The 21,057-nt window shown below is 38.7% G+C and carries 21 protein-coding genes; 15 read left to right on the plus strand and 6 right to left on the minus strand.

Annotated features, from left to right (window positions below; translation table 11 throughout):
- Nucleotides 1-29: 29 nt before the first annotated feature.
- Nucleotides 30-641: a trimeric intracellular cation channel family protein gene (locus tag MHH87_RS05340; protein ID WP_340748293.1), complete on the minus strand. Its 612-nt coding sequence runs from the start codon at nt 639-641 to the stop codon at nt 30-32.
- Between the two features lie 276 nt (nt 642-917).
- Here MHH87_RS05340 and MHH87_RS05345 point away from each other — a divergent pair, with 276 nt between their 5' ends.
- The 3 genes from MHH87_RS05345 (at nt 918) to glnA (ending at nt 4,567) form a co-directional block, all read left to right on the plus strand.
- Entirely contained in the window at nt 918-2,165 is a 1,248-nt protein-coding gene (locus MHH87_RS05345; RefSeq protein ID WP_340748294.1) for a methionine gamma-lyase family protein, read from the plus strand.
- 590 nt (nt 2,166-2,755) lie between these two features.
- Nucleotides 2,756-3,136 carry a MerR family transcriptional regulator gene (locus tag MHH87_RS05350; RefSeq protein ID WP_340748295.1) on the plus strand — a complete coding sequence of 127 codons (381 nt, stop codon included), beginning with the start codon at nt 2,756-2,758 and terminating at the stop codon, nt 3,134-3,136.
- A gap of 96 nt (nt 3,137-3,232) precedes the next feature.
- On the plus strand, nt 3,233-4,567 hold the full coding sequence (glnA, locus tag MHH87_RS05355) for a type I glutamate--ammonia ligase (RefSeq protein ID WP_340748296.1): 1,335 nt from the start codon (nt 3,233-3,235) through the stop codon (nt 4,565-4,567).
- 100 nt (nt 4,568-4,667) lie between these two features.
- On the opposite strand, the gene MHH87_RS05360 is transcribed toward glnA, so the two are convergent.
- Nucleotides 4,668-5,057: a CotD family spore coat protein gene (locus tag MHH87_RS05360; RefSeq protein WP_445683079.1), complete on the minus strand. Its 390-nt coding sequence runs from the start codon at nt 5,055-5,057 to the stop codon at nt 4,668-4,670.
- Nucleotides 5,058-5,323: 266 nt separating this feature from the next.
- Here MHH87_RS05360 and MHH87_RS05365 point away from each other — a divergent pair, with 266 nt between their 5' ends.
- Entirely contained in the window at nt 5,324-5,575 is a 252-nt protein-coding gene (locus MHH87_RS05365) for a phage holin (protein ID WP_340748297.1), read from the plus strand.
- A 166-nt stretch (nt 5,576-5,741) separates the two neighbouring features.
- Here MHH87_RS05365 and MHH87_RS05370 read toward each other — a convergent pair whose 3' ends face one another.
- Nucleotides 5,742-6,167 carry a ferritin-like domain-containing protein gene (locus tag MHH87_RS05370; RefSeq protein ID WP_340748298.1) on the minus strand — a complete coding sequence of 142 codons (426 nt, stop codon included), beginning with the start codon at nt 6,165-6,167 and terminating at the stop codon, nt 5,742-5,744.
- Nucleotides 6,168-6,630: 463 nt separating this feature from the next.
- On the opposite strand from MHH87_RS05370, the gene MHH87_RS05375 reads away from it, so the two are divergent.
- The 3 genes from MHH87_RS05375 (at nt 6,631) to MHH87_RS05385 (ending at nt 10,168) form a co-directional block, all read left to right on the plus strand.
- Nucleotides 6,631-6,789 carry a hypothetical protein gene (locus MHH87_RS05375; RefSeq protein WP_340748299.1) on the plus strand — a complete coding sequence of 53 codons (159 nt, stop codon included), beginning with the start codon at nt 6,631-6,633 and terminating at the stop codon, nt 6,787-6,789.
- Between the two features lie 632 nt (nt 6,790-7,421).
- Entirely contained in the window at nt 7,422-9,545 is a 2,124-nt protein-coding gene (locus tag MHH87_RS05380; protein ID WP_340748300.1) for a DUF2339 domain-containing protein, read from the plus strand.
- Between the two features lie 80 nt (nt 9,546-9,625).
- Nucleotides 9,626-10,168, plus strand: coding sequence for a 5' nucleotidase, NT5C type (locus MHH87_RS05385; RefSeq protein WP_340748301.1), 543 nt, complete (start codon nt 9,626-9,628; stop codon nt 10,166-10,168).
- Between the two features lie 114 nt (nt 10,169-10,282).
- Here the strand turns inward: MHH87_RS05385 and MHH87_RS05390 are convergent, their stop codons facing one another.
- From MHH87_RS05390 to MHH87_RS05400, 3 genes are read right to left on the minus strand one after another with little or no spacing between them, the layout of a single operon-like run.
- Nucleotides 10,283-11,548, minus strand: coding sequence for a type II secretion system protein (locus tag MHH87_RS05390; protein ID WP_340748302.1), 1,266 nt, complete (start codon nt 11,546-11,548; stop codon nt 10,283-10,285).
- Nucleotides 11,549-11,557: 9 nt separating this feature from the next.
- Nucleotides 11,558-12,016 carry a type II secretion system protein gene (locus tag MHH87_RS05395; protein WP_340748303.1) on the minus strand — a complete coding sequence of 153 codons (459 nt, stop codon included), beginning with the start codon at nt 12,014-12,016 and terminating at the stop codon, nt 11,558-11,560.
- Between the two features lie 10 nt (nt 12,017-12,026).
- Nucleotides 12,027-12,449 (minus strand): prepilin-type N-terminal cleavage/methylation domain-containing protein, encoded by a 423-nt coding sequence (locus MHH87_RS05400; RefSeq protein WP_340748304.1) that lies wholly within the window; start codon nt 12,447-12,449, stop codon nt 12,027-12,029.
- Nucleotides 12,450-12,766: 317 nt separating this feature from the next.
- On the opposite strand from MHH87_RS05400, the gene MHH87_RS05405 reads away from it, so the two are divergent.
- The 8 genes from MHH87_RS05405 to MHH87_RS05440 all read left to right on the plus strand — a co-directional run bounded on the left by MHH87_RS05405 (nt 12,767) and on the right by MHH87_RS05440 (nt 21,041).
- A complete protein-coding gene (locus MHH87_RS05405) occupies nt 12,767-14,089 on the plus strand; it encodes a VanW family protein (RefSeq protein WP_340748305.1) in 1,323 nt (440 codons plus the stop codon).
- Nucleotides 14,090-14,107: 18 nt separating this feature from the next.
- Nucleotides 14,108-15,778 carry a GspE/PulE family protein gene (locus MHH87_RS05410; protein WP_340748306.1) on the plus strand — a complete coding sequence of 557 codons (1,671 nt, stop codon included), beginning with the start codon at nt 14,108-14,110 and terminating at the stop codon, nt 15,776-15,778.
- A gap of 12 nt (nt 15,779-15,790) precedes the next feature.
- Nucleotides 15,791-16,840 (plus strand): type IV pilus twitching motility protein PilT, encoded by a 1,050-nt coding sequence (locus MHH87_RS05415; RefSeq protein ID WP_340748307.1) that lies wholly within the window; start codon nt 15,791-15,793, stop codon nt 16,838-16,840.
- A complete protein-coding gene (locus MHH87_RS05420) occupies nt 16,837-18,042 on the plus strand; it encodes a type II secretion system F family protein (RefSeq protein ID WP_340748308.1) in 1,206 nt (401 codons plus the stop codon). Before MHH87_RS05415 ends, MHH87_RS05420 begins: the two co-directional genes overlap by 4 nt.
- Before the next feature lie 130 nt (nt 18,043-18,172).
- On the plus strand, nt 18,173-18,613 hold the full coding sequence (locus MHH87_RS05425) for a prepilin-type N-terminal cleavage/methylation domain-containing protein (RefSeq protein WP_340748309.1): 441 nt from the start codon (nt 18,173-18,175) through the stop codon (nt 18,611-18,613).
- A 126-nt stretch (nt 18,614-18,739) separates the two neighbouring features.
- Nucleotides 18,740-19,717 (plus strand): type IV pilus biogenesis protein PilM, encoded by a 978-nt coding sequence (pilM, locus tag MHH87_RS05430; RefSeq protein ID WP_340748310.1) that lies wholly within the window; start codon nt 18,740-18,742, stop codon nt 19,715-19,717.
- Nucleotides 19,714-20,304, plus strand: coding sequence for a PilN domain-containing protein (locus MHH87_RS05435; protein WP_340748311.1), 591 nt, complete (start codon nt 19,714-19,716; stop codon nt 20,302-20,304). Before pilM ends, MHH87_RS05435 begins: the two co-directional genes overlap by 4 nt.
- A complete protein-coding gene (locus MHH87_RS05440; RefSeq protein WP_340748312.1) occupies nt 20,304-21,041 on the plus strand; it encodes a potassium transporter in 738 nt (245 codons plus the stop codon). The genes MHH87_RS05435 and MHH87_RS05440 overlap by 1 nt, the downstream gene beginning before the upstream one ends.
- The last annotated feature ends 16 nt before the right edge of the window (nt 21,042-21,057 follow it).

Consider the following 21,057-nt stretch of genomic DNA (forward strand, 5'->3'; position numbering starts at 1 on the left):
AATGTACGCGCTTCAATACTTGTCGCGCTCTATTTTAAAGTTGTATTAATTTTTCGTCTTGGTAAATGCCATTTCTTTGTATAGGAACAAATGCGCAATAGTGTAATGAGTATAAATAAAACGTAGTGAAAAATATCGCTCGTGAACATATTGAGGCCAATGATTAAACCGGCTCCTGCTGCCCACATGGCATAAATTTCATCGCGCAGAACAATTGGTTTACGCCCAGCAAGCAAATCGCGTACCATGCCGCCACCAGAACCAGTAAGGATGGCTGCAACAATGACCGCACTTAGTGGTAAATTAAGGGATACTGCATACATGGCTCCTTGAATTGCAAAAGCCGAAAGCCCAATAGCATCGGTAAAATTCCCCCATCGATTCCAATGTTTAATTAAGCGCTGGGGCACTAAAAAGAATATCGTAATAGCCGCAATAGCAATTTGAAACATCGATTCCTGACTCCATAGCGTTGATACGGGTAGACCGATTAGGACGTTGCGAATGGCACCACCACCAAAAGCCGTGACAATACCGAGTAAGTAAACGCCGAATAAATCATATTCTTCTTCCATCGCTACAATCGCACCAGAAATAGCAAAAGCGATTGTGCCAACAACACTAAAGACATCCCATGCCATTTGTGACCCCTCCGTAAAAAACTCAATATGACAAGAGAATAGCAGTTTTATAGTTAGCCGTCAAAAGCAAATTGTTGACGGCTAGTATATAATTAATAAAGTAAAAGAAGTTTGGGTCTTTACCAAAACATGTCCTTTACTTTAAAAGAAAGTGCACTACTTTATAGGCACATGGAACGGAAAGCGTCCGCCTGGAGTGGAATGTGCTGTCAAGTACTGATTTTGGTGTAGAGCCAGAAGTTTATTGTTATTTTTAGATAGAATGGAGTTTTCATCATGGCATTTAGTTCAAATCTAACAGAAGAAACGTTAGCGCTTGCTACGCATATCGAGGAAAAAGTTCGCCCTTACCATGCAAAAGCAGACGCCCAAGCCTTTTTCAATCAACAAAAGGTATTAGCTGCATTCCGCAAGCATCAAGTTAGTGATTATCACCTCAATCCATCAAGTGGCTACGGCTATGACGACGAGGGCCGCGATAATTTAGAGCGCGTGTATGCAGAAGTTTTCGGCGCAGAAGCAGCGATTGTACGCCCGCAAATCATTTCAGGAACACATGCTATTACTCTAAGTCTATTCGGTGTACTTCGCCCGGGCGACGAGTTACTGTACATTACAGGAAAGCCTTATGATACATTGCAATCAATTGTATACGGTGGCGAAAAAGATACAGGTTCATTAAAGGATTTTAATATTAACTATTCACATATTGATCTACTCGACAATAAAGAGATTGACTGGGACGGTGTGCGCGCGGCAGTAAATGCCAACACAAAAATGATCGCTATCCAACGTTCAAAAGGCTACGCAACACGCCCATCATTCACAATTGAAGCCATTGAAGCAATGGTTAAACAAATTCGTGAAATTGCACCAAAGGCAGTCATTTTTGTGGACAACTGTTACGGTGAATTTGTTGAAGCTTTAGAGCCAACTGAAATCGGCGCGGACTTAATGGCAGGCTCACTCATTAAAAATCCAGGTGGCGGTTTAGCAAAAATCGGAGGCTATATTGCAGGACGTGCTGATCTAGTCGAGAAATGTGCCTACCGCATGACGTCACCAGGCATTGGTGCAGAGGCAGGCGCGACATTAAATACACTTGCTGACTTTTACCAAGGCTTCTTCCTAGCACCGCATGTTGTGGCACAAAGCGTAAAAGGTGCCATCTTCACAGCAGCTATGCTAGAAGAAATCGGTATGACAACATCACCTCACTATACAGATGCACGTACAGATTTAATTCAGTCTGTATCTTTCCAAACAGCGGAGCAAATGGTCGCATTCTGTCGCGAAATCCAAGCGGCTTCACCAATCAATGCCCACTTCGCACCGGAACCAGCATACATGCCCGGCTATGAGGATGATGTCATTATGGCTGCTGGTACATTTGTACAAGGCTCTAGTATTGAGTTAACTGCAGATGGCCCAATCCGTCCTCCGTATACAGCGTTTGTGCAAGGTGGACTAACCTATGAGCATGTAAAATATGCAATTTGCTCGGCAGTACAAGCATTAAAATAAACTACAAGAGGATGTCGCACAAGCGATGTCCTCTTTTCAGTGGATAAGCAAGTATAACTTTCCTATTCGCAAACAAAGTATGCCACCCATCGAAACACTTCCAAATGTAGCTGTTTTGTTACGTAAATTGAATAAAGTTAAAATTCAGGCTCATCAACAATAGGAGTGGATGTCAATTAGAGTAGAATAATTGTTGATTGGAGTGGCGGCTGGCGACTCCTAGGGGATTAGCGTTCTAGATGAGACCCTGGACTGAGGCCAACACGATGTTGGTCACAAAGGCGTTGCCACAGGACGTGGCGTACTTAGCCTTTGTTCCTTTATTTCCCGAAGCGGCTCATCGAACGCCCCCTGGAAAGCGTCCAGCCAGAACGGAAATCAACCGCAAGTTATGGTGCAGAACTAAAGTTCACCCTCCAATATTTATAATGTATATTGAAAAAATAGTAATGCAAACATTAGTAGTTTGCGATTATTCGCTCAATTTTGCAAATATTTTAGGAGTTTATTTCTGTTGTGTTAGTTTTTCTTACATAAGATTGACATGCTAACTTACAGAGAGTAATATATGTGAAAGGGAGGTGGATTAAATGAGTAGTGAGATTCGACGATCCATGCCATTGTTACCGATTAGTATTGTTATGCAACTGACAGAGTTAACAGCGCGACAAATTCGTTATTATGAAGAGCACGATTTAATTCAGCCGCACCGTACAGAAGGAAATCGACGTATGTTTTCATTAAACGACGTGGATAAATTACTTGAAGTAAAAGACTTGCTAGAGCAAGGGGTTAATATGGCGGGCATCAAAAAGGTGTTCGACATGAAAAACAACCCAGCTGCACAAACTGAAAACAAAGAAATTACTGATACTGAACTACGAAAAATTTTGCGTGAAGAAATGCACCAAGCACAACGCATGCAAAAATCGTCAATTCGACAAGGGGATTTATCACGTTTTTATCAATAAAAGAGTATTCGCGCGCGAATGCCTGAAATAAGAAGCGTGTAAATTATAAATAGCCCAGGAAACTGGGACCGAACATATTTAGGAGAGTGAAATACTGTGGGTAAATACACAAAAGAAGACATTCAACGTCTAGTGCAAGAAGAAGAAGTTAAATTCATTCGTTTACAATTCACTGACATTTTAGGAACAATTAAAAATGTCGAAATTCCTGTTAGCCAATTAGAAAAAGCGTTAGACAACAAAATGATGTTCGACGGTTCTTCAATCGAAGGTTTCGTTCGTATCGAAGAATCAGACATGTACTTATATCCGGATTATGACTCATTCATGGTCTTCCCATGGACTGCTCAAAAGGGCAAAGTTGCTCGTTTCATCTGTGACATCTACCGTCCAGACGGCACACCATTTGCTGGTGACCCACGTAATAACTTAAAACGCGTTCTAAAAGAGATGGAAGAACTTGGTTTCACAAACTTCAACTTAGGACCTGAGCCAGAATTCTTCTTATTCAAATTAGACGAAAAAGGCGAACCAACTTTAGAAGTAAATGATAACGGTGGTTACTTCGACTTAGCACCAACTGACCTTGGCGAAAACTGCCGTCGTGATATCGTGCTTGAATTAGAAGAAATGGGCTTTGAAATTGAAGCTTCTCACCATGAGGTAGCTCCTGGTCAACACGAAATCGATTTCAAATATGCGGACGCCATTACTGCATGTGACAACATCCAAACATTTAAATTAGTAGTAAAAACTATTGCACGTAAACACGGTCTACATGCAACGTTTATGCCAAAACCATTATTCGGTGAAGCTGGATCAGGTATGCATTTTAACGTTTCTTTATTCAAAGGAAAAGAAAATGCATTCTACGATGAATCAACAGAACTTGGCTTATCTGAAACAGCATTACAATTCATGGCGGGCGTATTAGAGCACGTACAAGGCTTTACAGCGGTGACAAACCCAACAGTAAACTCTTACAAACGATTAGTTCCAGGTTATGAAGCACCATGTTACGTAGCATGGTCAGCACAAAACCGTTCACCACTTATTCGTATTCCATCTTCTCGCGGCGTATCTACACGCGTAGAAGTACGTTCAGTGGATCCAGCGGCTAACCCTTACTTAGCAATGGCTGTAATCCTAGAAGCCGGCTTAGAAGGTATCCGTCAAAAAATGACACCACCACCAGCGATTAACCGCAACATTTATGTAATGAGCGAAGCAGAACGCAAAGCAAACGGTATCGAAAACTTACCGGCTGCACTTGACGACGCATTAGCTTTACTTGCAAAAGATGAATTAATTCAAGCTGCACTTGGTGAACACATTTACGCAAACTTTAAAGAAGCAAAAGAAATCGAGTTCGACATGTACAGAAGCACTGTACACCAATGGGAACGCGACCAATACATGAAGATGTATTAATAAAAAAGCGTTGGGGCTGTAGGGCTCCGACGCTTTTTCTTTTTGTCTTTCAAACATTGAGGGGAATAGTTTTTCTAAAAATGTAAACAAGACGTGTCGCTTAAAAACCAAATCCTCTTTTTCTTTGTTTGCAATTAGGATGGTGTGGCATGTTGCACATGATATGTCTCTCACAGCATTGATTTACGACAGATTGTGTGTGAGGGAAATAGTGTTCGTGATTGATCATATGTCTGTTCACAGTAGTTGTATGTGAAGGATGAACATGCGGTACAACAGTGTTTGTTACATTTGTTTGAACAAATTGCTGTGTCGGTGAAACTTGTGTTGGCGAAACTTGTGATTGCATCGGCGAAAGCTGGGATTGCATTGGTGAAGTTTGGGATTGCATCGGTGAAACTTGTGATTGCCACGGATCGAACTGGCTAGGGGACATTTGATTTGATCCATTTCTATTACAACGCGAACAACCCTTTTTCGAATTAAACATAGAATAACCTCCTTTTTGACTAGCTTAGTTTCTTTACTAACATATGAAATGAAAGTTTTGATGACTATTTGTATGCCTATTAAATACATATTAAAGACGAATTGTGGTGTTATTTTGTAGAAATATGATCAATAAATTATCGTTTGGCGTTGGAGCAGCAAGACTCTAGCGCTTGTTTACGTCCGCAAAGGTCAAATAATGCGTATAAAACAATCATTAATACAAGCCTACAAACGTATAGATGAGATGGAAGGGGATGATGGAAAATGACAGCAGACAAATTAAAGCAGCATATCGCGTTATTTGGAGGCTTGCTATCAGCCATTCTTTTGTTTTTGCGTTCGCTAGACATTGATTTAAAGTGGTTTGACCAAGGCGTAATTGATTCATTTGTAAGTTTGCTTCTAGCGTTAGTGCCATTTGTGCTCGTATTATATGGGGTTTGGAAGAACAGCTATATTGTGACGAAGAAGGCACGGGAACAGGAGAAGGTATTGAAGAAGAATGGGTTGAAATAGGGGTTAAATCTTTTTTGTTAGGAACTATAGAATAATCGTAAGCCAAGAAATCAAGCGTCTAACATGGAGATTTTGGTTTGTTCTTGTAAAAGGATATGGATGCAATGGAAAAAAGCTATTCCGCGGTTTAGGAATAGCTTTTCTAATGTATAAAATTATTACTTTACTAACCCCTCATAAAGTACAAAAACCATACAGCATGATTTTGTTCGTCAAAAGAAGCTTGCATATATGCATTACTAATAAAACAATCCTGTGTCTCTCTGGCTACTTGATGATAAAATTCCACCGCTTGCTGTTCGTCGATAAATGCGGCATGCACCCCTTCTTGAAACGTTTTCGGGTATGGTTCATCGGATAATTGCGGCGTGGGATGCATCCCTGTTAAACATGTATAAATATAAGCAAAACCAGCGTAATGGCGCATTTCATCCTTGCGAATTTCGAGAATGCGGTCTCTGATCACCTCGTTTGGTGCACAGTTCGCTAAGTATTCATAAAAACAAATTGCTTGAAATTCCCCGTTTAGAGTCTTCATCAAATCATTAACAATGTTTCTATGTTCTAAATGATGCATGTCATGATACTGCAAAAAGTAATCCCCCTTTTTAACAATGTATGAATGAGCCCAAAAAAGTGTACCAAATCATCCGAATAGGCGATTTTGTTGTTGTAATTTCTGAGCAATGTGTTGGATGGAATACTAATACAAAATTATTCCGTTATATAGAAAGATAGGCAGAAGAGCTTAATGTTTTATTGTCGGGAAAACTATCGCGGTCTTTCATGTAACTTTGAGAGAATTCATGATCAGCCGATTTATTGTGAATTATGAAACGTCTGATTTGAAAAATAGCGATCCATCTGTTCCGACAGACTTTATTGCTGGGTTTGCAAGTAAAAGTGTTGAGTTTGCAAGTAACTAGAAGAAAGTTGCAAATAAAAGTGTTGGTTTTACAAGTAAGTAACAAGCTTGCAAGTAAAAGAGCTGAGTTTGCAAGTAAATAGAAGAATCTTGCAAGTAAAAGTGTTGGTTTTGCAAGTAAGTAACAAGCTTGCAAGTAAAAGAGCGGAGTTTGCAAGTAAATAGAGGAAAGTTGCAAGTAAAAGCGTTGAGTTTACAAGTAAATAGAAGAAAGTTGCAAGTAAAAGTGTTGGTTTTGCAAGTAACTAATAAAGTTGCAAGTAAAAGAGCTGAGTTTGCAAGTAAATAGAAGAATCTTGCAAGTAAAAGCGTTGGTTTTGCAAGTAACTAATAAAGTTGCAAGTAAAAGAGCTGGGTTTGCAAGTAAATAGAAGAAAGTTGCAAGTAAAAGAGCTGGGTTTGCAAGTAAATAGAAGAAAGTTGCAAGTAAAAGTGTTGGTTTTGCAAGTAAGTAACAAGCTTGCAAGTAAAAGAGCTGAATTTGCAAGTAAATAGAAGAATCTTGCAATTAAAAGAGTTGAGTTTGCAAGTAACTAGAAGAAAGTTGTAAGTAAGTAAAAAGCTTGCAAGTAAAAGAGCTGTGTTTTGCAAGTAACTAATAAAGTTGCAAGTAAAAGAGTTGGGTTTGCAAGTAAATAGAAGAAAGTTGCAAGTAAAAGAGTTGATTTTGCAAGTAAGTAACAAGCTTGCAAGTAAAAGAGTTGGGTTTGCAAGTAACAAACAGACTTGCAAGTAAAAGAGCTGTGTTTACAAGTAACTAGAAGAATCTTGCAAGTAAATAGAAGAAAGTTGCAAGTAAACAAGTCAACTTTACAAGTAAACAAAACCCACCCTCTAAATAAAAGTGTAATTTTACTATTTTAGAGCCCGCGTGCTATAATTATGTCAGTCAGAAAATTTCATCATTTAAGGGGTGAGAAGATGGAAAAGGATGTTAATGATCGGATTGACGCGTTGGAGCGAGAGGTGCGGATGTTGCGAGCAGAGTTGAATGGGCTTAAAAGCAGTCACTCACTACAACAAGTAGTGCAGCCGGTAACCGAAAACTCAGATAAACAAGTATTCACACCAATTGAGCCTAAAGAAAAACCGAAACCATTAGATAAATATTTATTCCCAGAAAAAGCAAAAATACAAAAAGAAGTTGTGCATAAAACAGAGGCGAAACCTGAAAAATCTCAGCGTTCGCTTGAGGAAACGATTACGCACGCGTTGCCAAAGGTGTTTATGGTTATTTTGGTGCTCGGTGTTTTATGGGGACTGAAGCTTGTTAGTGATTATGGCTTCTTGTCGGATGCGGTAAAAGTTACGATGGCCTATATGTTGTCAATCGGGCTAGGTGTAGCGGCTTACTTTGCAGAGAAAAAAGGATTCGCATCGACAGCTGTTACGATTACTTTGTACGGCGGGGCCTTTATGGTCGGGATTTTGACGACGGCAGCAGGGGCTATCATATATGATGTGCTTGGACTATATGTAGCACTCATCATCGCCGTTATTTATATCGCATACGGCATTTGGATTAGTTATGTGAAACAAAATGAAGTGCTCACATCATTTGTGGCATTTACTTCATTACTATTACCTTATTTACTAGAATACATGGATTTCAGTGGGCTATTGATTGTAGGTTTTGTGCTCGTGCTGATGGTGGTATTGCAGCTTGTTATTGTGAAGCATCAGCAACGAATCGCATTATATGTCACTACATTTTTTGCCGTTCTAGCAATTGCCGTAGTAGAAACGACAGATGCAGATCGTTTATTATTTGCACTTAGCTACGTTGCAATACTAAAGATTTTCCTGTATAGCTGGTGGCGCTTGTATGACGCGGCGAGCAAATGGAAAACGGTGTATGAAGGGCTTCTATTTAGTGCAAGTGCGTTCATTTTAATGCTGATTAATTTCATGGTGATCGATGAAAAATTTGCAGAAGGCGTACTCATTGTGACATTGCTATTATTTGCAGGGGCAGCCTGGTATGTATGGAAGCAAGGTGCACGAAATGTATTTGATGTAGTCGCAACGCTTGCACTTTTAACGTTAATGAATGTGTTCCTTATGATGAATTTACCGGATGAGACAGAGCGATTGCTTGTTGCGCTGAGTGCCTTTGCTGGACTAATGGTTGCGTTGAAATTACGTGCGAGCTTTATGAAAGTGACGTATACGTTTGTATTTATGATGACGTCACTCGTGATTTTCACTATTAATGATGTGGAGCCGTTCTTTACACTCGAAAACATTACACTGTTGCTCCTTATTGCAATGATGGTAGCTGCCTTTATGTTGGCGAAGCGACCGAAAGAGGAATTGACAAAGTTCGAGCAACTCATGAGTAAAGTTCATGCCATTGAACTCGCGCCCGTGTTCATTATGGCGTTTAGTTTGTTGTATATGTACAAAATTGATTTAGCATACTTCACGGATGCGAGTTTACCGTATTGTACACTCATTTTTATAGCGCTTGCGATGGCACTTGCCATTACAGCACCAAGTCAATTTGCGGGTAAATTATTGCCGGTCTTCCTAGTCGTTAGCTTTTTCTTCAGTATGGCCATACTGACGCTTACTTATGGGTATAACGCAACGGACGAGGTATTTAATATTGTCACACGCCTACTCTATATTGCGATGGTAGTTGCGATACTCGTCGATCTGTATATGGAGGGCAGTATTTATACGAATTGGCAAAAGTATTTGGCCTCAAAAATCGAAAGTTGCTTAATGATCGGAACCATTGTTACAGTGGGGCTAGTTATGAGCTTGTCTGAATGTTTGAGTTTTGCGGGCTTTATTGGCTGGGAAGTAAGTGTGATTATGAATACAGTGTCAATTTTCGTTGCAGCGGGAATTGCCTTAATGCTCGGTACAAAACGCGAATTCCGTAATCTGAAATTAACAGGCTTCGGGCTACTTGTGTTTGGCATTTTCAAGTTAATATTCTTTGATCTATCATCACTAGATTTACTCATTCGCTCAGTACTCTTTATTGTGATTGGCGGGGTAGGGCTACTCCTGTCAAATCGCCTCTTACGTAAATAATAGGTGAAATTGAGGCATTTACTTGTTTCGGTCCTGTTCCTTGTTTACACTGAGGGAAGAACAGATGGGGAGGCACCGAGATGAGAAAAAGTATAGCAATTGATATGGATCAAGTACTAGCAAACTTTTATAAGAAAATGGCTGTAACCTATAATGCAGCCTTTCAAACGAACTTAACAGAAGAAGAATTTTTACAAACAACACTGGGGGATTTAGACCCAGCCGATGCAACGAAATTTTTTGCCATAATAAATGAACCCGATTTTTTCCGCGATTTAGAAGTTCTTGATGCGGATTCAATCGAAGTAGTACGCGAGCTAAATGAACGCTTTGACGTATATATCGCAACAGCGGCAATGGATGTACCCGGTTCATTCAATGCGAAATACGACTGGCTACGCGAGCACTTCCCATTCCTAAACACACAAAACTATGTATTCTGTGGCAATAAAGCTGTTATTAATACAGATTATTTAATCGACGACAGCCCGCGCCAATTAACGGCATTTAAAGGACAGGGGATTTTATATTCAATGCCTTATAATGCCGAGGTGGAGGGGTTTGTAAGGGTTCGTGGTTGGAGGGAGATTGGGGAGTATTTTGACATAGTATTGAAAATATAGAATAAATATTTAACTTGAAATAGGCCACTACTTGTTCAATATGAATAAGTAGTGGCCTGTTCTATATTTGGATAAAATTAATAAGTAATTAGAATTAAATTCTAAAATAACAATTTATAATTCGATAATTTCGGAGGGCTTTACATAAACGCTTTCTGAATTGTAAATCGGGTCATTTAAGGTAGGTAAATAACCCGTACACGCGTTAGAGATATTATCACCACTACCATTAAGGGCTTCTAATGAATTAATATAGAAAGTTGTACAAATAGTTTGACCATTTCCGTTGAAATGTTTTGTTTCAAGTTTAGGTGCATAAAAAATATTAGTGCTCAAATTTGATGCGTGGACATTATTAGTTATTAATGAGTAATCTGAAATAATAAAAATGTTAACATTTTGACCGGTGATATTAAATGAAGGAACTTTTCCTATTTTTTCTACATTACAATATATTAAATCAACATGATGTTTGTTAGGGTTATCAATAGACAAGTTGAAATCTGAACTATTTAAGTTAGGTATGTTAACGTAATATAAACCAGGATTTTTAATTTGTCCGTTAACAAGGTTTGAAGTACTCTTTGGTAATGAATTTTCCTTTTCCTTACAGTATTTTTTGTGGTGTAAATAAACATCATTTAGGTATGAAATATTAGTATTAGGTAAAGTATCATAAACAGTATTTCCTTTTTTACTTACACCATTAATACTCCAATTATTACCTACAGATAGTTTAGTATCTCCATTAAAAAAATAAAATGGTGCAATATTTAAGTCAATTGGATTAGATATTTGAGGTGGAGAAGGGCTATTTAAAATGTAGTCTCCCACACGTACATTTTCGGCTTTTATTGCTATTTTTTGTTGTAATTTTCGACTGCTTTTAATATTTCCATTTGATTCTAAATTAAATTCCAAAGGAGTGGCTGATGTTGTAATATTTACAACGGCGTTTGGTTGTATATTGTCTAAAGTAGTCACAAATAAGTTTGAATTATAATTATCTGTTCCAGGTAATTGAATTCCTAATGAATTTGTTAGTTCATTTAAATAATAAGTAGTTAAATAATTAGAATTCAAATTAGCCTTTTCCGGATTTATGGCAGGCAAACTATTTAATCTAGAAATTTCTGTTAATGTATTAGTTTTAGCGGAATTATTAATAGTTGAAAGAGTAGCTTCTATTTCTGCTAATTTATAATTTAGCGCGCTTTCTGCTATATAGTAAGTTGCTTGATCTGTTTGTTCATTTGTTGATGTCTTCATGGAATTACTTGTTATACTAAATAAGCTCAAACCCAAGATTGAAATGAGTACTATTGTGAAAAGGGTTAACAACAATGAATAACCTTGTTGTTTTTTTACATGCCACTTCATAAAAATTCCTCACTTTCTAAAGAATATTTGTGTATTACCTTTTAGGATTTTACCGTTTTGATCTTTTAATTCTAGGTTGATGACTAAATCAATAGTCCCAATGATTTTAAATAGCTCGACCTGAGTAGCGATTAATTGTGGAGATCCTCCAGCTTCACTTCGATAAAGCTCCTTGTTATCTTTTTCGAATGTATAAGTAAAAAGAAGTGATGGATCTAAAGAGGAAGTGAATGTGTATGTATCTCCATGATGTGTTAAATCTGTAGTTCTTCGAGCATCCTTTGTTACTAACTTTAGTACATAACTAACATCAAAAAGTTGTTTATTTGCTGAGACCTGTTTTACATGAGTATTTGCACTAGATGATATAATACCCATAATAAATACAGCGACAATACTTAATATAACCAATGTTGCAATAACTTCTACTAGTGAGATTCCTTTGTCATTCATTATTTTTTTTTTCATTATATATCTCCTAATAAATACTTTGAAGCTGGCTTTTTAACGGTGCATTTCTATTCGAGCAGCTTTTGATTATTCCAGTTATATCATATTCTTGGCCCTCGCATACTTTGACTAATACTTTTCTTAAATTTGGATAAATTGTAGAGAACTTTGTGATTTCAATATCTATAGTGTAATTATTTGGAAAAGCTTCGGTATAATTACCAATTGGAATAATAGAAGTTTTGGAGAAATTAAAATAGAACTCCATTTTTTGCTGTGCCACATAAGTCGCATCGACAATTTCCTCAGATGCTTTTCCCGTTTTTGCACTTTGGATAAACAATCCAAAAAATGAGATGAGTATAATAGAAATTAATACAATCGACGCAACTACCTCTATCAACGAAATCCCTTTTTGACAATCTAATGTCTTCTTTAATTTATATTTCAACGTTTTGGCCCCCTTCCGATATTACTATTGAAGGTTAAAATTTTTATATATAGAAAGTGATATACTTAAGTTTTGTTACTTCAAGTTATTTATCGGTTAATAATTACCTTTATTATACAATGACATAATATTATATGCTATAAAACTCATTGATAATAAATTAGAAATTAATTTATTTTGAAATATTAGGAAGAAAGATTTATGCAATAGAAATAATTTTAGTGTATTCTATGAATATAGGTTTTTTGGATTACTAATTTGGAAGTAATTATGGAAAATAAAAGGAAGTAATACAAATAGTATTTGAGGTGTTCAATTTGAAAATAAGAAAGAAACTATCTATATTGGCAGCGTTAACTCTAGTTCTTACATATATTTTATCACCTGGGAATTATTTGGTCCAAAAGGCGTATGCGGATGAAGAAGGAAACAGTTCGACGATAGGTGGGATTGTCGTTGATAATTTATCGACCGAGGATCTAAAGGCAGTGCTAAATGAGGCAATAAAAAGTTGGACAAACGAGCCAATTATCCTTGTCGGTGGAGGAACAAACTTAGAATTGGACCCAACTACGATTCAGTATGATGTCGATGCAACAATTGCTACTTATGAAACTTTGACGAACAAGGCTTGGTATGAATTTTGGACGTCGAAACGAATAGTGCATTTACCATTTCAAGTAATGCCAAGTGAAACGATTAAAAATGAAATTGCATCTGTTGCAATTTGGGATACAGACCAAACGTATGAGTTGGTCATGACTCAGGCAGCTTATTTACGTTCACATGAAATAGAAGCAACAGTTTCAGACTTAACTTCGATTGAAAATGAACGGATTGTGTTAGCCATCGAAAAAATCCCATCAAGTGCGATGGGCATCAATGATTTAACAGAAGCACTAAATGATCAGTTGCTTAATCCGGGAGAATCGTACTCTTTATTAGATAATTTAGGGGATCGTGTTGATATGGCGAACCGTGATGCACTCAATTTTGTTGCGTCGATGGTTTATAGTGTCGCGCTCCAAATAAATAGTGAAATTCTAGAGCGTTCTTCACAAAAGGGCATTTCACCTTATTTAGAGCCTGGTATTGAAGCGGCGATTGATCGTAGTGGCAATAAAGATTTACGTTTTGTAAATACGATGGCAAGCGCAATCAAATTTAAGCTGGCTGTTGAAGGTGAGAATTTCAAAGTGGAAGCCTATTCAACAATGAAGGAACAGGAAGTAACTGTTCGCGTTGTGCGTGATCGTGAAGTGGCACCGCGTATTATTACACGTTATTCGAATAAGTTAGCGATTGGCGAGCAGGAACTAGTTCAAGAGGGAACACCGGGGTTACGCGTTTCTGTCTATCGAATAGCTGCCGATACAGGTGTGGAAGAGTTAGTTAGTAAGGATTACTATGCACCAACAAATCGCATAGTTGTGAAATCATCGCGTCAGCCAGTAACATCGTCAACAAATTCAGATGGTAGTTCGACTAATGCTACAATTGATTTAGACGGAGATGGCCTAGAAGACTATGAAGATGATTCTGAGGGTGAATCAGGCGAGTTGAATGAACTACCATTAGATGATGAAGATTTACCGGAAGGCAGTTACTACGATAAGGGTGGAAATTTAATTACACCGTAAGAAAGGGGCGGACTTGTTATGAAGGTAGCAACGCGTAAACGGCTAGGTGACTTATTAGTAGAAGCAGGCGTTATTACAAATGATCAGTTGGAATACTCCTTAACGACGAAAAGCCGCGATGAAAAACTTGGAGACTTTCTTATTAAAGAAAATTTCTTAACCGAGCAACAATTAATAGAAGTATTAGAATTCCAATTGGGGATTCCACACATCCATTTAAATCAATATGCAATTGATGCGGAGCTCATTCAGTTAGTTCCAGCAGAGCTTGCAAAACGTGCTAGCATTATGCCGATTCGTCGTGACCGCAATAAACTGTTTATTGCGATGGCTGACCCAATGGATTACTTCGCGATTGAAGAAGTCCGTATGGCGACGGGTTGTCAAATTGAAACGAGTATTGCAGCAAAGGACGATTTATACCGGACGATTACGAAATACTACGATCTACAAGAATCGATGGATGCGGCGCTTTCAGATATAGGTTCTTATGCTAGTGCTACTGAAACACAGCAGGAAATTACCGATGAAGATTCACCAATCGTCCGTTTAGTCAACCAAATTATTGCCAATGGTGTAGCCCAGCGCGCATCCGATATTCACTTTGATCCACAGGAAACAGAATTTAAAGTACGTTACCGCGTAGACGGGGTACTGCGTACGGAGCGTTCATTACCCAAACATATGCAAAGCGTGATGACGGCCCGTGTAAAAATTATGGGGAACTTAAATATTACCGAAAACCGTACGCCGCAAGATGGTCGTATTAAAATCAATGTCAACTTCAAGCCAGTGGACATCCGTTTATCGACACTTCCTACTGTTTACGGTGAAAAAATCGTAATGCGTATTTTGGACTTAAGTAATGCGGCCAATGATATTGATAAATTGGGCTTCACACAGTCGAATGAAGCGTTATTTCGTAAAATGATTGCGCGACCAAATGGCATTGTACTTATTACAGGTCCTACTGGTTCAGGTAAATCGTCTACCTTATACGCGGCATTATCGAACTTAAATAATGAAGAAGTGAACATCATTACGGTTGAGGATCCAGTGGAGTACCAATTAGACGGGATTAACCAAATTCAAGTAAAAGAAGAGGTTGGTTTAACATTCGCAGCGGGACTTCGCTCGATTTTACGTCAAGACCCGGATATTGTAATGATCGGGGAAATTCGAGACTTAGAAACGGCTCAAATTGCGGTTCGTGCGTCACTAACAGGTCACTTAGTGTTAAGTACGCTGCATACAAACAGCGCAGTCGAATCGATTTCGCGTATGCAGGATATGGGCATTGAACCGTTTCTATTATCATCTTCTTTAGTTGGCATTATGGCACAGCGTTTGGTGCGCCGCGTTTGTCGTGACTGTGCACAAACTATTCCAGCGACAGATCGCGAGAAAGAGATTTTTGCTGAAAATGGATTTACAGTGGAAACCGTTCGTAAAGGGCGCGGCTGTCCGTCTTGTAGCCATACGGGTTACCGTGGTCGTCTAGCAATTCATGAAATCTTACCAATTGACCGTCAGCTAAAGGAATTAATCTTAAATCGTACAAGCGCCACGATAATTCGAGATTACATGAAGGAACAAGGCTACCATTCATTGCTCGAGGACGGGCTATTAAAAGTATTAGACGGAGTTACCACATCAGAAGAAGTTCTGCGTGTAGCAACTGCGGAATAGGGGGAGTAAAGTATGAGTTCAACACTATCTATTCGTGATTTGTTAACACGCGCTTACGAGGAGCGTGCGTCAGATTTACACTTAACGGTAGGCATTCCTCCTGTTTACCGAATTGATGGACAGCTTTCCCAATATGGTGAAATCGCTGTAACGCCAGAAATGGTGAGTGATATGGTCAGTGAAATCTTACCGGAGCATAAGGTTGGAGAGTTTGACGAAAAAGGCGAAACCGACTTCAACTATTCATTAGAGGGTATGTGTCGTTTTCGTGTGAATGCCTATCATCAGCGTAATGCGGGGGCGATTGCTGCGCGATTAATTTCAAGTAAAATTCCAACAATTGAATCGCTCAACATGCCGCAAGTTTTATATGATCTAGCTGAAAAACCACAAGGACTCATTTTAGTAACAGGTCCTACGGGTTCGGGGAAATCGACAACACTTGCTGCAATGATCGATTACATTAATACAAATAAATCAAAGCATATTATTACGCTAGAAGATCCAATTGAGTATATACACCAACATAAAAAATCAGTTGTAAATCAGCGTGAAATCGGTGTCGATACGGGTTCATTTGCGAACGGCTTACGTGCGTCACTACGTCAGGACCCGGATATTATTCTAGTAGGGGAAATGCGAGATTTAGAGACAATTTCAACGGCGATTACGGCTGCAGAAACAGGCCATTTAGTTTTCGGCACATTACATACATCGAGCGCACCAACGACAATTGACCGGATTATTGACGTATTCCCACCCTATCAACAAGGACAAATCCGTATTCAGCTAGCGAACGTGCTCCAGGGCATTATTTCGCAGCGACTATTTGTAAAGAAACATGAAAAAGGACGAGTTGCTGCAACTGAAATTTTAGTTGCTGTACCGGCTGTTACCAATTTAATTCGTAACGAAAAGATTCACCAAATACCGAGTGTTATGCAAACAAGCAGAGCACTGGGAATGCATACATTAGAAAATTCGATTCAACAGCTTGTTTCTTCAGGGAAAATCTCATTAGAGGAAGCGCGCCCGTATATGAACGTGGGTGATTATAGTTGACCGTATTTAAATACACTGGCCGTACGAAAGCAGGAGTAACGAAAAAAGGTATTATTGATGCATCGAATAAAAATACCGCAGTAGCTAAGCTCCGTGAACAAGGCATTAACCCACGTGAGATTGCGGAGTCTAACAGCATTTTACACAAGGATTTAAATCTAGGTGGGAAAATTAAAAATCAAGATTTCGTTATATACTGCCGTCAGTTCGCCACGCTGATCCGTGCGGGGATTTCCATTGTTGAAGCGACGAATATTTTAGCACGCCAATCAGCTAGTAAACCGTTGAAAAAAGCGTTAGAACAAGTGGAAGAAGACGTACGGTCAGGCACTTCATTTTCACAAGCAGTAGGGAAGCATCCAAAAGTATTCCCGGACTTATTCGTCAACATGATGCGTTCGGGTGAGGCGACAGGGAATATCGACGAAACGCTCGAACGGTTAGCTGATACATTTGAAAAACAATTTAAATTGAAGAAAAAAGTACAATCGACGATGACGTATCCAGCTGTGCTAATGGTCATTACCGTAATAGTTGTATTCTTCTTACTAATTTTTATTGTACCTACATTTGTATCAACATTTGAAGAGATGGACGCGGAATTGCCATTAATTACGGTTATTACAGTAGCAGTGAGTAATTGGCTACAGAAGTTTTGGTGGGTAGTGATTGTGGTAGTTGTGTTTTCAATAGTCGGATTCAATATGTTGTATAAAAGTAACAAAGAGTTCAATTATATGGTGCATTACACGTTACTACGAATGCCTATTTTTGGTCCGTTGCTTCAGAAATCAGCATTAGCTCGTTTGACACGTACTTTATCTTCGTTATTTAGTAGTGCAGTACCGATTTTGCAAGCATTAACGATATCGGAAAAAGTTTCAGGGAATCCGGTATTAGGGAAAGTAATCCTAGAGGCTAGAACAAGTCTTGAAAAAGGAAGTACGCTTTCAGAGCCACTTGAACAAAGTTGGATCTTCCCACCCTTAGTTACGAGTATGACGAGAATCGGGGAATCTACCGGCTCACTAGATTATATGCTTGAGAAAATAGCGGACTTTTACGAGGACGAGGTTGACCGTGCAGTAGATACGTTGAAATCGTTAATTGAACCTTTAATGATTTTAGTATTAGCGGTAGTAATCGGAATAATTGTTGCGGCTATTATGATGCCAATGTTTAGTTTATATGAGCAAATGTAAAGTTAAGAGAATTGTAAGAGCACATTGAAAATATGGAACTAAGGACGTTTTGCAAGGAGGTGACATAGGTATGCAACAAACGTCCGTGCAAAAACAAAAAAACTATAAAACTAATAAAGGAGGTTTTAATATGTTTAATCAAATGAAAAACCGTATTAAAAACGAAAAAGGTTTAACACTTATCGAGCTTTTAGCAGTAATCGTAATCCTAGCTATTGTAGCAGCAATTGCAATCCCCGCGATTGGAAACATCATTGATAATTCTAGAATAAAAGCAGCAAAATCAGATGTTGTAAATGTTATTAGTGCTGCAAATATTTACTTCACTGAAAATTCTGATGCGGTGAGTGTTGATAAAGCGGGTTTAGTAGGTTTTGTTGATGCAGAAGGTATTTTAAAAGGTGCTACTTATACTGTTACTAAGGGAACGGCAACAACACCAACATCTTTATCAGTTACTGGTAAAATTAAAGTTGGTAGTAGAGATGTTGGAATTGCGGGAGCCACTGTCGATGGAATCGATGTATCTAAGGCAGAACCCGTAACAGGCATGTTTGAGTATACAAAATAATTAAACACTCAAAGAACATCCAACCCATCTAGGCTTGGGTGTTCTATTGAGTGATTAATTTGCAAGTGAATTCAGTTAACGTTTGTTCTTTTAAAAAAATCCAAAACCTATAAAGGAGGCCCTACCATGTTCAATTTCAAAAAAAAATCACACGTATCAATCGAACTTAATGATTATGTCCTACGTGCGCTTGTCAAAAAGGGGCCGAATGCAGCGCAATGGATACTGCATGAAATCCCGCTACCAAAGGGGGTTGTGCAGGATGCGACAATTATCGATGAAATCGCGTTATTTAATTTGCTAAAAGAAAATGCATCGAAATTCGGTGGGAAGAAGCAAAATGTGCGTCTATTTGTACCGGATACGTCAGTGCTGCTAAAAACATTCGATCATCCACCAGATGTTGAGGGCAAGAAATTAAAGGAATATGTGCAAATGGAGCTGGGGCATTCCATTCATTTACCGTTCCAAGAGCCGCTTTTGGATGTGTATGATCATATTCCTGGTGATGGTCAAGCGGTATTATTCGCAGCGCCTCCCGAGGAAGTACAAAAGTTTATGGGGCTACTGCTAGATATCCATATGAACCCAGAAGTGGCCGATATCCGAGCACTGTCCAATTTACGTCTATTAGAGCAGATGAAAAAAATTGATGACCATAAGACGTTTTTAATTGCAGATTGGTCGATTAATGAATTATCGATTTGTATTTATACCAATGGACATGTGGAGTTTTTACGTTACCAATCGATTGACACAGATATGGTCAAATGGAATCCAAAAGTGCATGAAAATGGGGAAGTGGAGTTTACGTACAGTGGCGATATTCAAGATTACCGAATGATTGTAACAGATCAGGTACTTGAGCTTGATCGTATGATGAACTTTTTCAAGTTCTCTCTACATAAAGGGGAAAAATCGGTCGATGAAATTATTATTATGGGGGACAACCCGTTACTAGATAGCATTAGTACATTTTTAAGTGAAAATTTAGCTACACCGATCAAAGTCATTGATGATGCAGTCATTGAAGAATTTTATCCGCAATTGAAGGCAAAGCACGCCTCACTGATTGGACTCGCACTAAAGGAGGTTAATGCATGATTCCAGATATTAACCTGCTCCCGAATATTGAAAAAGGGCAGTCCAGTTCCAAACTTCTTTACGGCGTAGTAGGTATTATCGCTTTATTACTGTTGTCGCTTTTAGTATGGCAATATTTTGGTGCGCGTAGTGAGCTTGTTACGCTAACGAATGAGGAGCAAGCCTTGCAAGCACAGCGAGATCAGGTGCAAAGTGAATATGATGAACTGATTAGCGGAAATAAAGGCTCGTTAGAAGAGTCAGTTGCATTCGTGGAAAGAGTATCTTATCCTGTGTCACCGCTAATCGATGAAACACAAAACTTACTACCAGAAAATACATACTTACGTAATTATTCATTTGATGAAAAATCAGCGACAATTTCGGTGGACTTTGAAACATTAAGTGATGTGTCAACTTACGTGAGCCGATTGGAAAACAGTGCGTATTTTGTGGATATTCAACTGGGCTCCGTGTCGAATTTTGATGTAAATCCAATCACTGAAGACACAGCAGAGGAAATTAATTTCAATGAAGTGCCACGCTATTCAGTAGAACTTACATTATTTATGAATGAAACGTATTTGGCTTCTGGAGGTGTGCAATAATGAATCAACTTTCAGGTGGCAAAAATTCATCATTACTTTTACTTACAGCGCTAGTCGCAGCATTATTATTTGCGATTTATTACTATATTGTCCTGCCAAAGCAGGACGAGGTGTCTAGTATGCAAAGTTCAGTGAGTAGCTTACAAACAGAAGTCGCTAGTCTACAAGAGCAAATTGCCCTTGTTCAAGACGAACAAAATCAAACGGCATCGAATACGTTTGAGCTTCGTAAAAAAGTACCACAGGACCGAGCGATGATTGAACTACTATTAAATATTGAAGAAATTGAGTTCGTCTCCGAATCGCGCATTGTGTCACTTGATTTTAATAATTATGATTCACTTGTAGCAGATTCTACGCTGCAGGATCCAAATCAAGTAGAGCCAGTGGAAGGGGAGGGAACAGCTGAAGCAACAGAGGTTGTAAATGGGGAAGTCCCGACAGCGGAAGCTACAGAAACAACAGAAGAAGCTACTACACCACCCGTATCCACAATTGCACGTGAAGCATTACCAGCAGAGCTGAAAATGGTGACATTTAGTGTCAATGTAGAATCACCAAATGCAGCAAACCTTGAAGTATTTTTAAAAGAACTTGAAACATTAGAGCGCGTCATGCGTGTGGATACGATTGATTATTCATTACCTGGTGAGGAAAATGAGTTTTCAGAAGAGCGATCCGATATTGTATCTGCGACGATTCAAGTAACGACCTTCTATTATGAAGGCGATCAGTAACCGATAAACAGGAATT

Source organism: Solibacillus sp. FSL H8-0538, from assembly GCF_038003525.1.
Classification (GTDB): domain Bacteria; phylum Bacillota; class Bacilli; order Bacillales_A; family Planococcaceae; genus JBBOPI01.

Bases quoted from the DNA above. Each gene is read 5' to 3' on its own strand.
- MHH87_RS05340 (WP_340748293.1), bottom strand. From the start codon at position 641: ATGGCATGGGATGTCTTTAGTGTTGTTGGCACAATCGCTTTTGCTATT.
- MHH87_RS05345 (WP_340748294.1), top strand. From the start codon at position 918: ATGGCATTTAGTTCAAATCTAACAGAAGAAACGTTAGCGCTTGCTACG.
- MHH87_RS05350 (WP_340748295.1), top strand. From the start codon at position 2,756: ATGAGTAGTGAGATTCGACGATCCATGCCATTGTTACCGATTAGTATT.
- MHH87_RS05360 (WP_445683079.1), bottom strand. From the start codon at position 5,057: ATGTTTAATTCGAAAAAGGGTTGTTCGCGTTGTAATAGAAATGGATCA.
- MHH87_RS05365 (WP_340748297.1), top strand. From the start codon at position 5,324: ATGACAGCAGACAAATTAAAGCAGCATATCGCGTTATTTGGAGGCTTG.
- MHH87_RS05380 (WP_340748300.1), top strand. From the start codon at position 7,422: ATGGAAAAGGATGTTAATGATCGGATTGACGCGTTGGAGCGAGAGGTG.
- MHH87_RS05385 (WP_340748301.1), top strand. From the start codon at position 9,626: ATGAGAAAAAGTATAGCAATTGATATGGATCAAGTACTAGCAAACTTT.
- MHH87_RS05390 (WP_340748302.1), bottom strand. From the start codon at position 11,548: ATGAAGTGGCATGTAAAAAAACAACAAGGTTATTCATTGTTGTTAACC.
- MHH87_RS05395 (WP_340748303.1), bottom strand. From the start codon at position 12,016: ATGAAAAAAAAAATAATGAATGACAAAGGAATCTCACTAGTAGAAGTT.
- MHH87_RS05410 (WP_340748306.1), top strand. From the start codon at position 14,108: ATGAAGGTAGCAACGCGTAAACGGCTAGGTGACTTATTAGTAGAAGCA.
- MHH87_RS05415 (WP_340748307.1), top strand. From the start codon at position 15,791: ATGAGTTCAACACTATCTATTCGTGATTTGTTAACACGCGCTTACGAG.
- MHH87_RS05425 (WP_340748309.1), top strand. From the start codon at position 18,173: ATGTTTAATCAAATGAAAAACCGTATTAAAAACGAAAAAGGTTTAACA.
- pilM (WP_340748310.1), top strand. From the start codon at position 18,740: ATGTTCAATTTCAAAAAAAAATCACACGTATCAATCGAACTTAATGAT.
- MHH87_RS05435 (WP_340748311.1), top strand. From the start codon at position 19,714: ATGATTCCAGATATTAACCTGCTCCCGAATATTGAAAAAGGGCAGTCC.
- MHH87_RS05440 (WP_340748312.1), top strand. From the start codon at position 20,304: ATGAATCAACTTTCAGGTGGCAAAAATTCATCATTACTTTTACTTACA.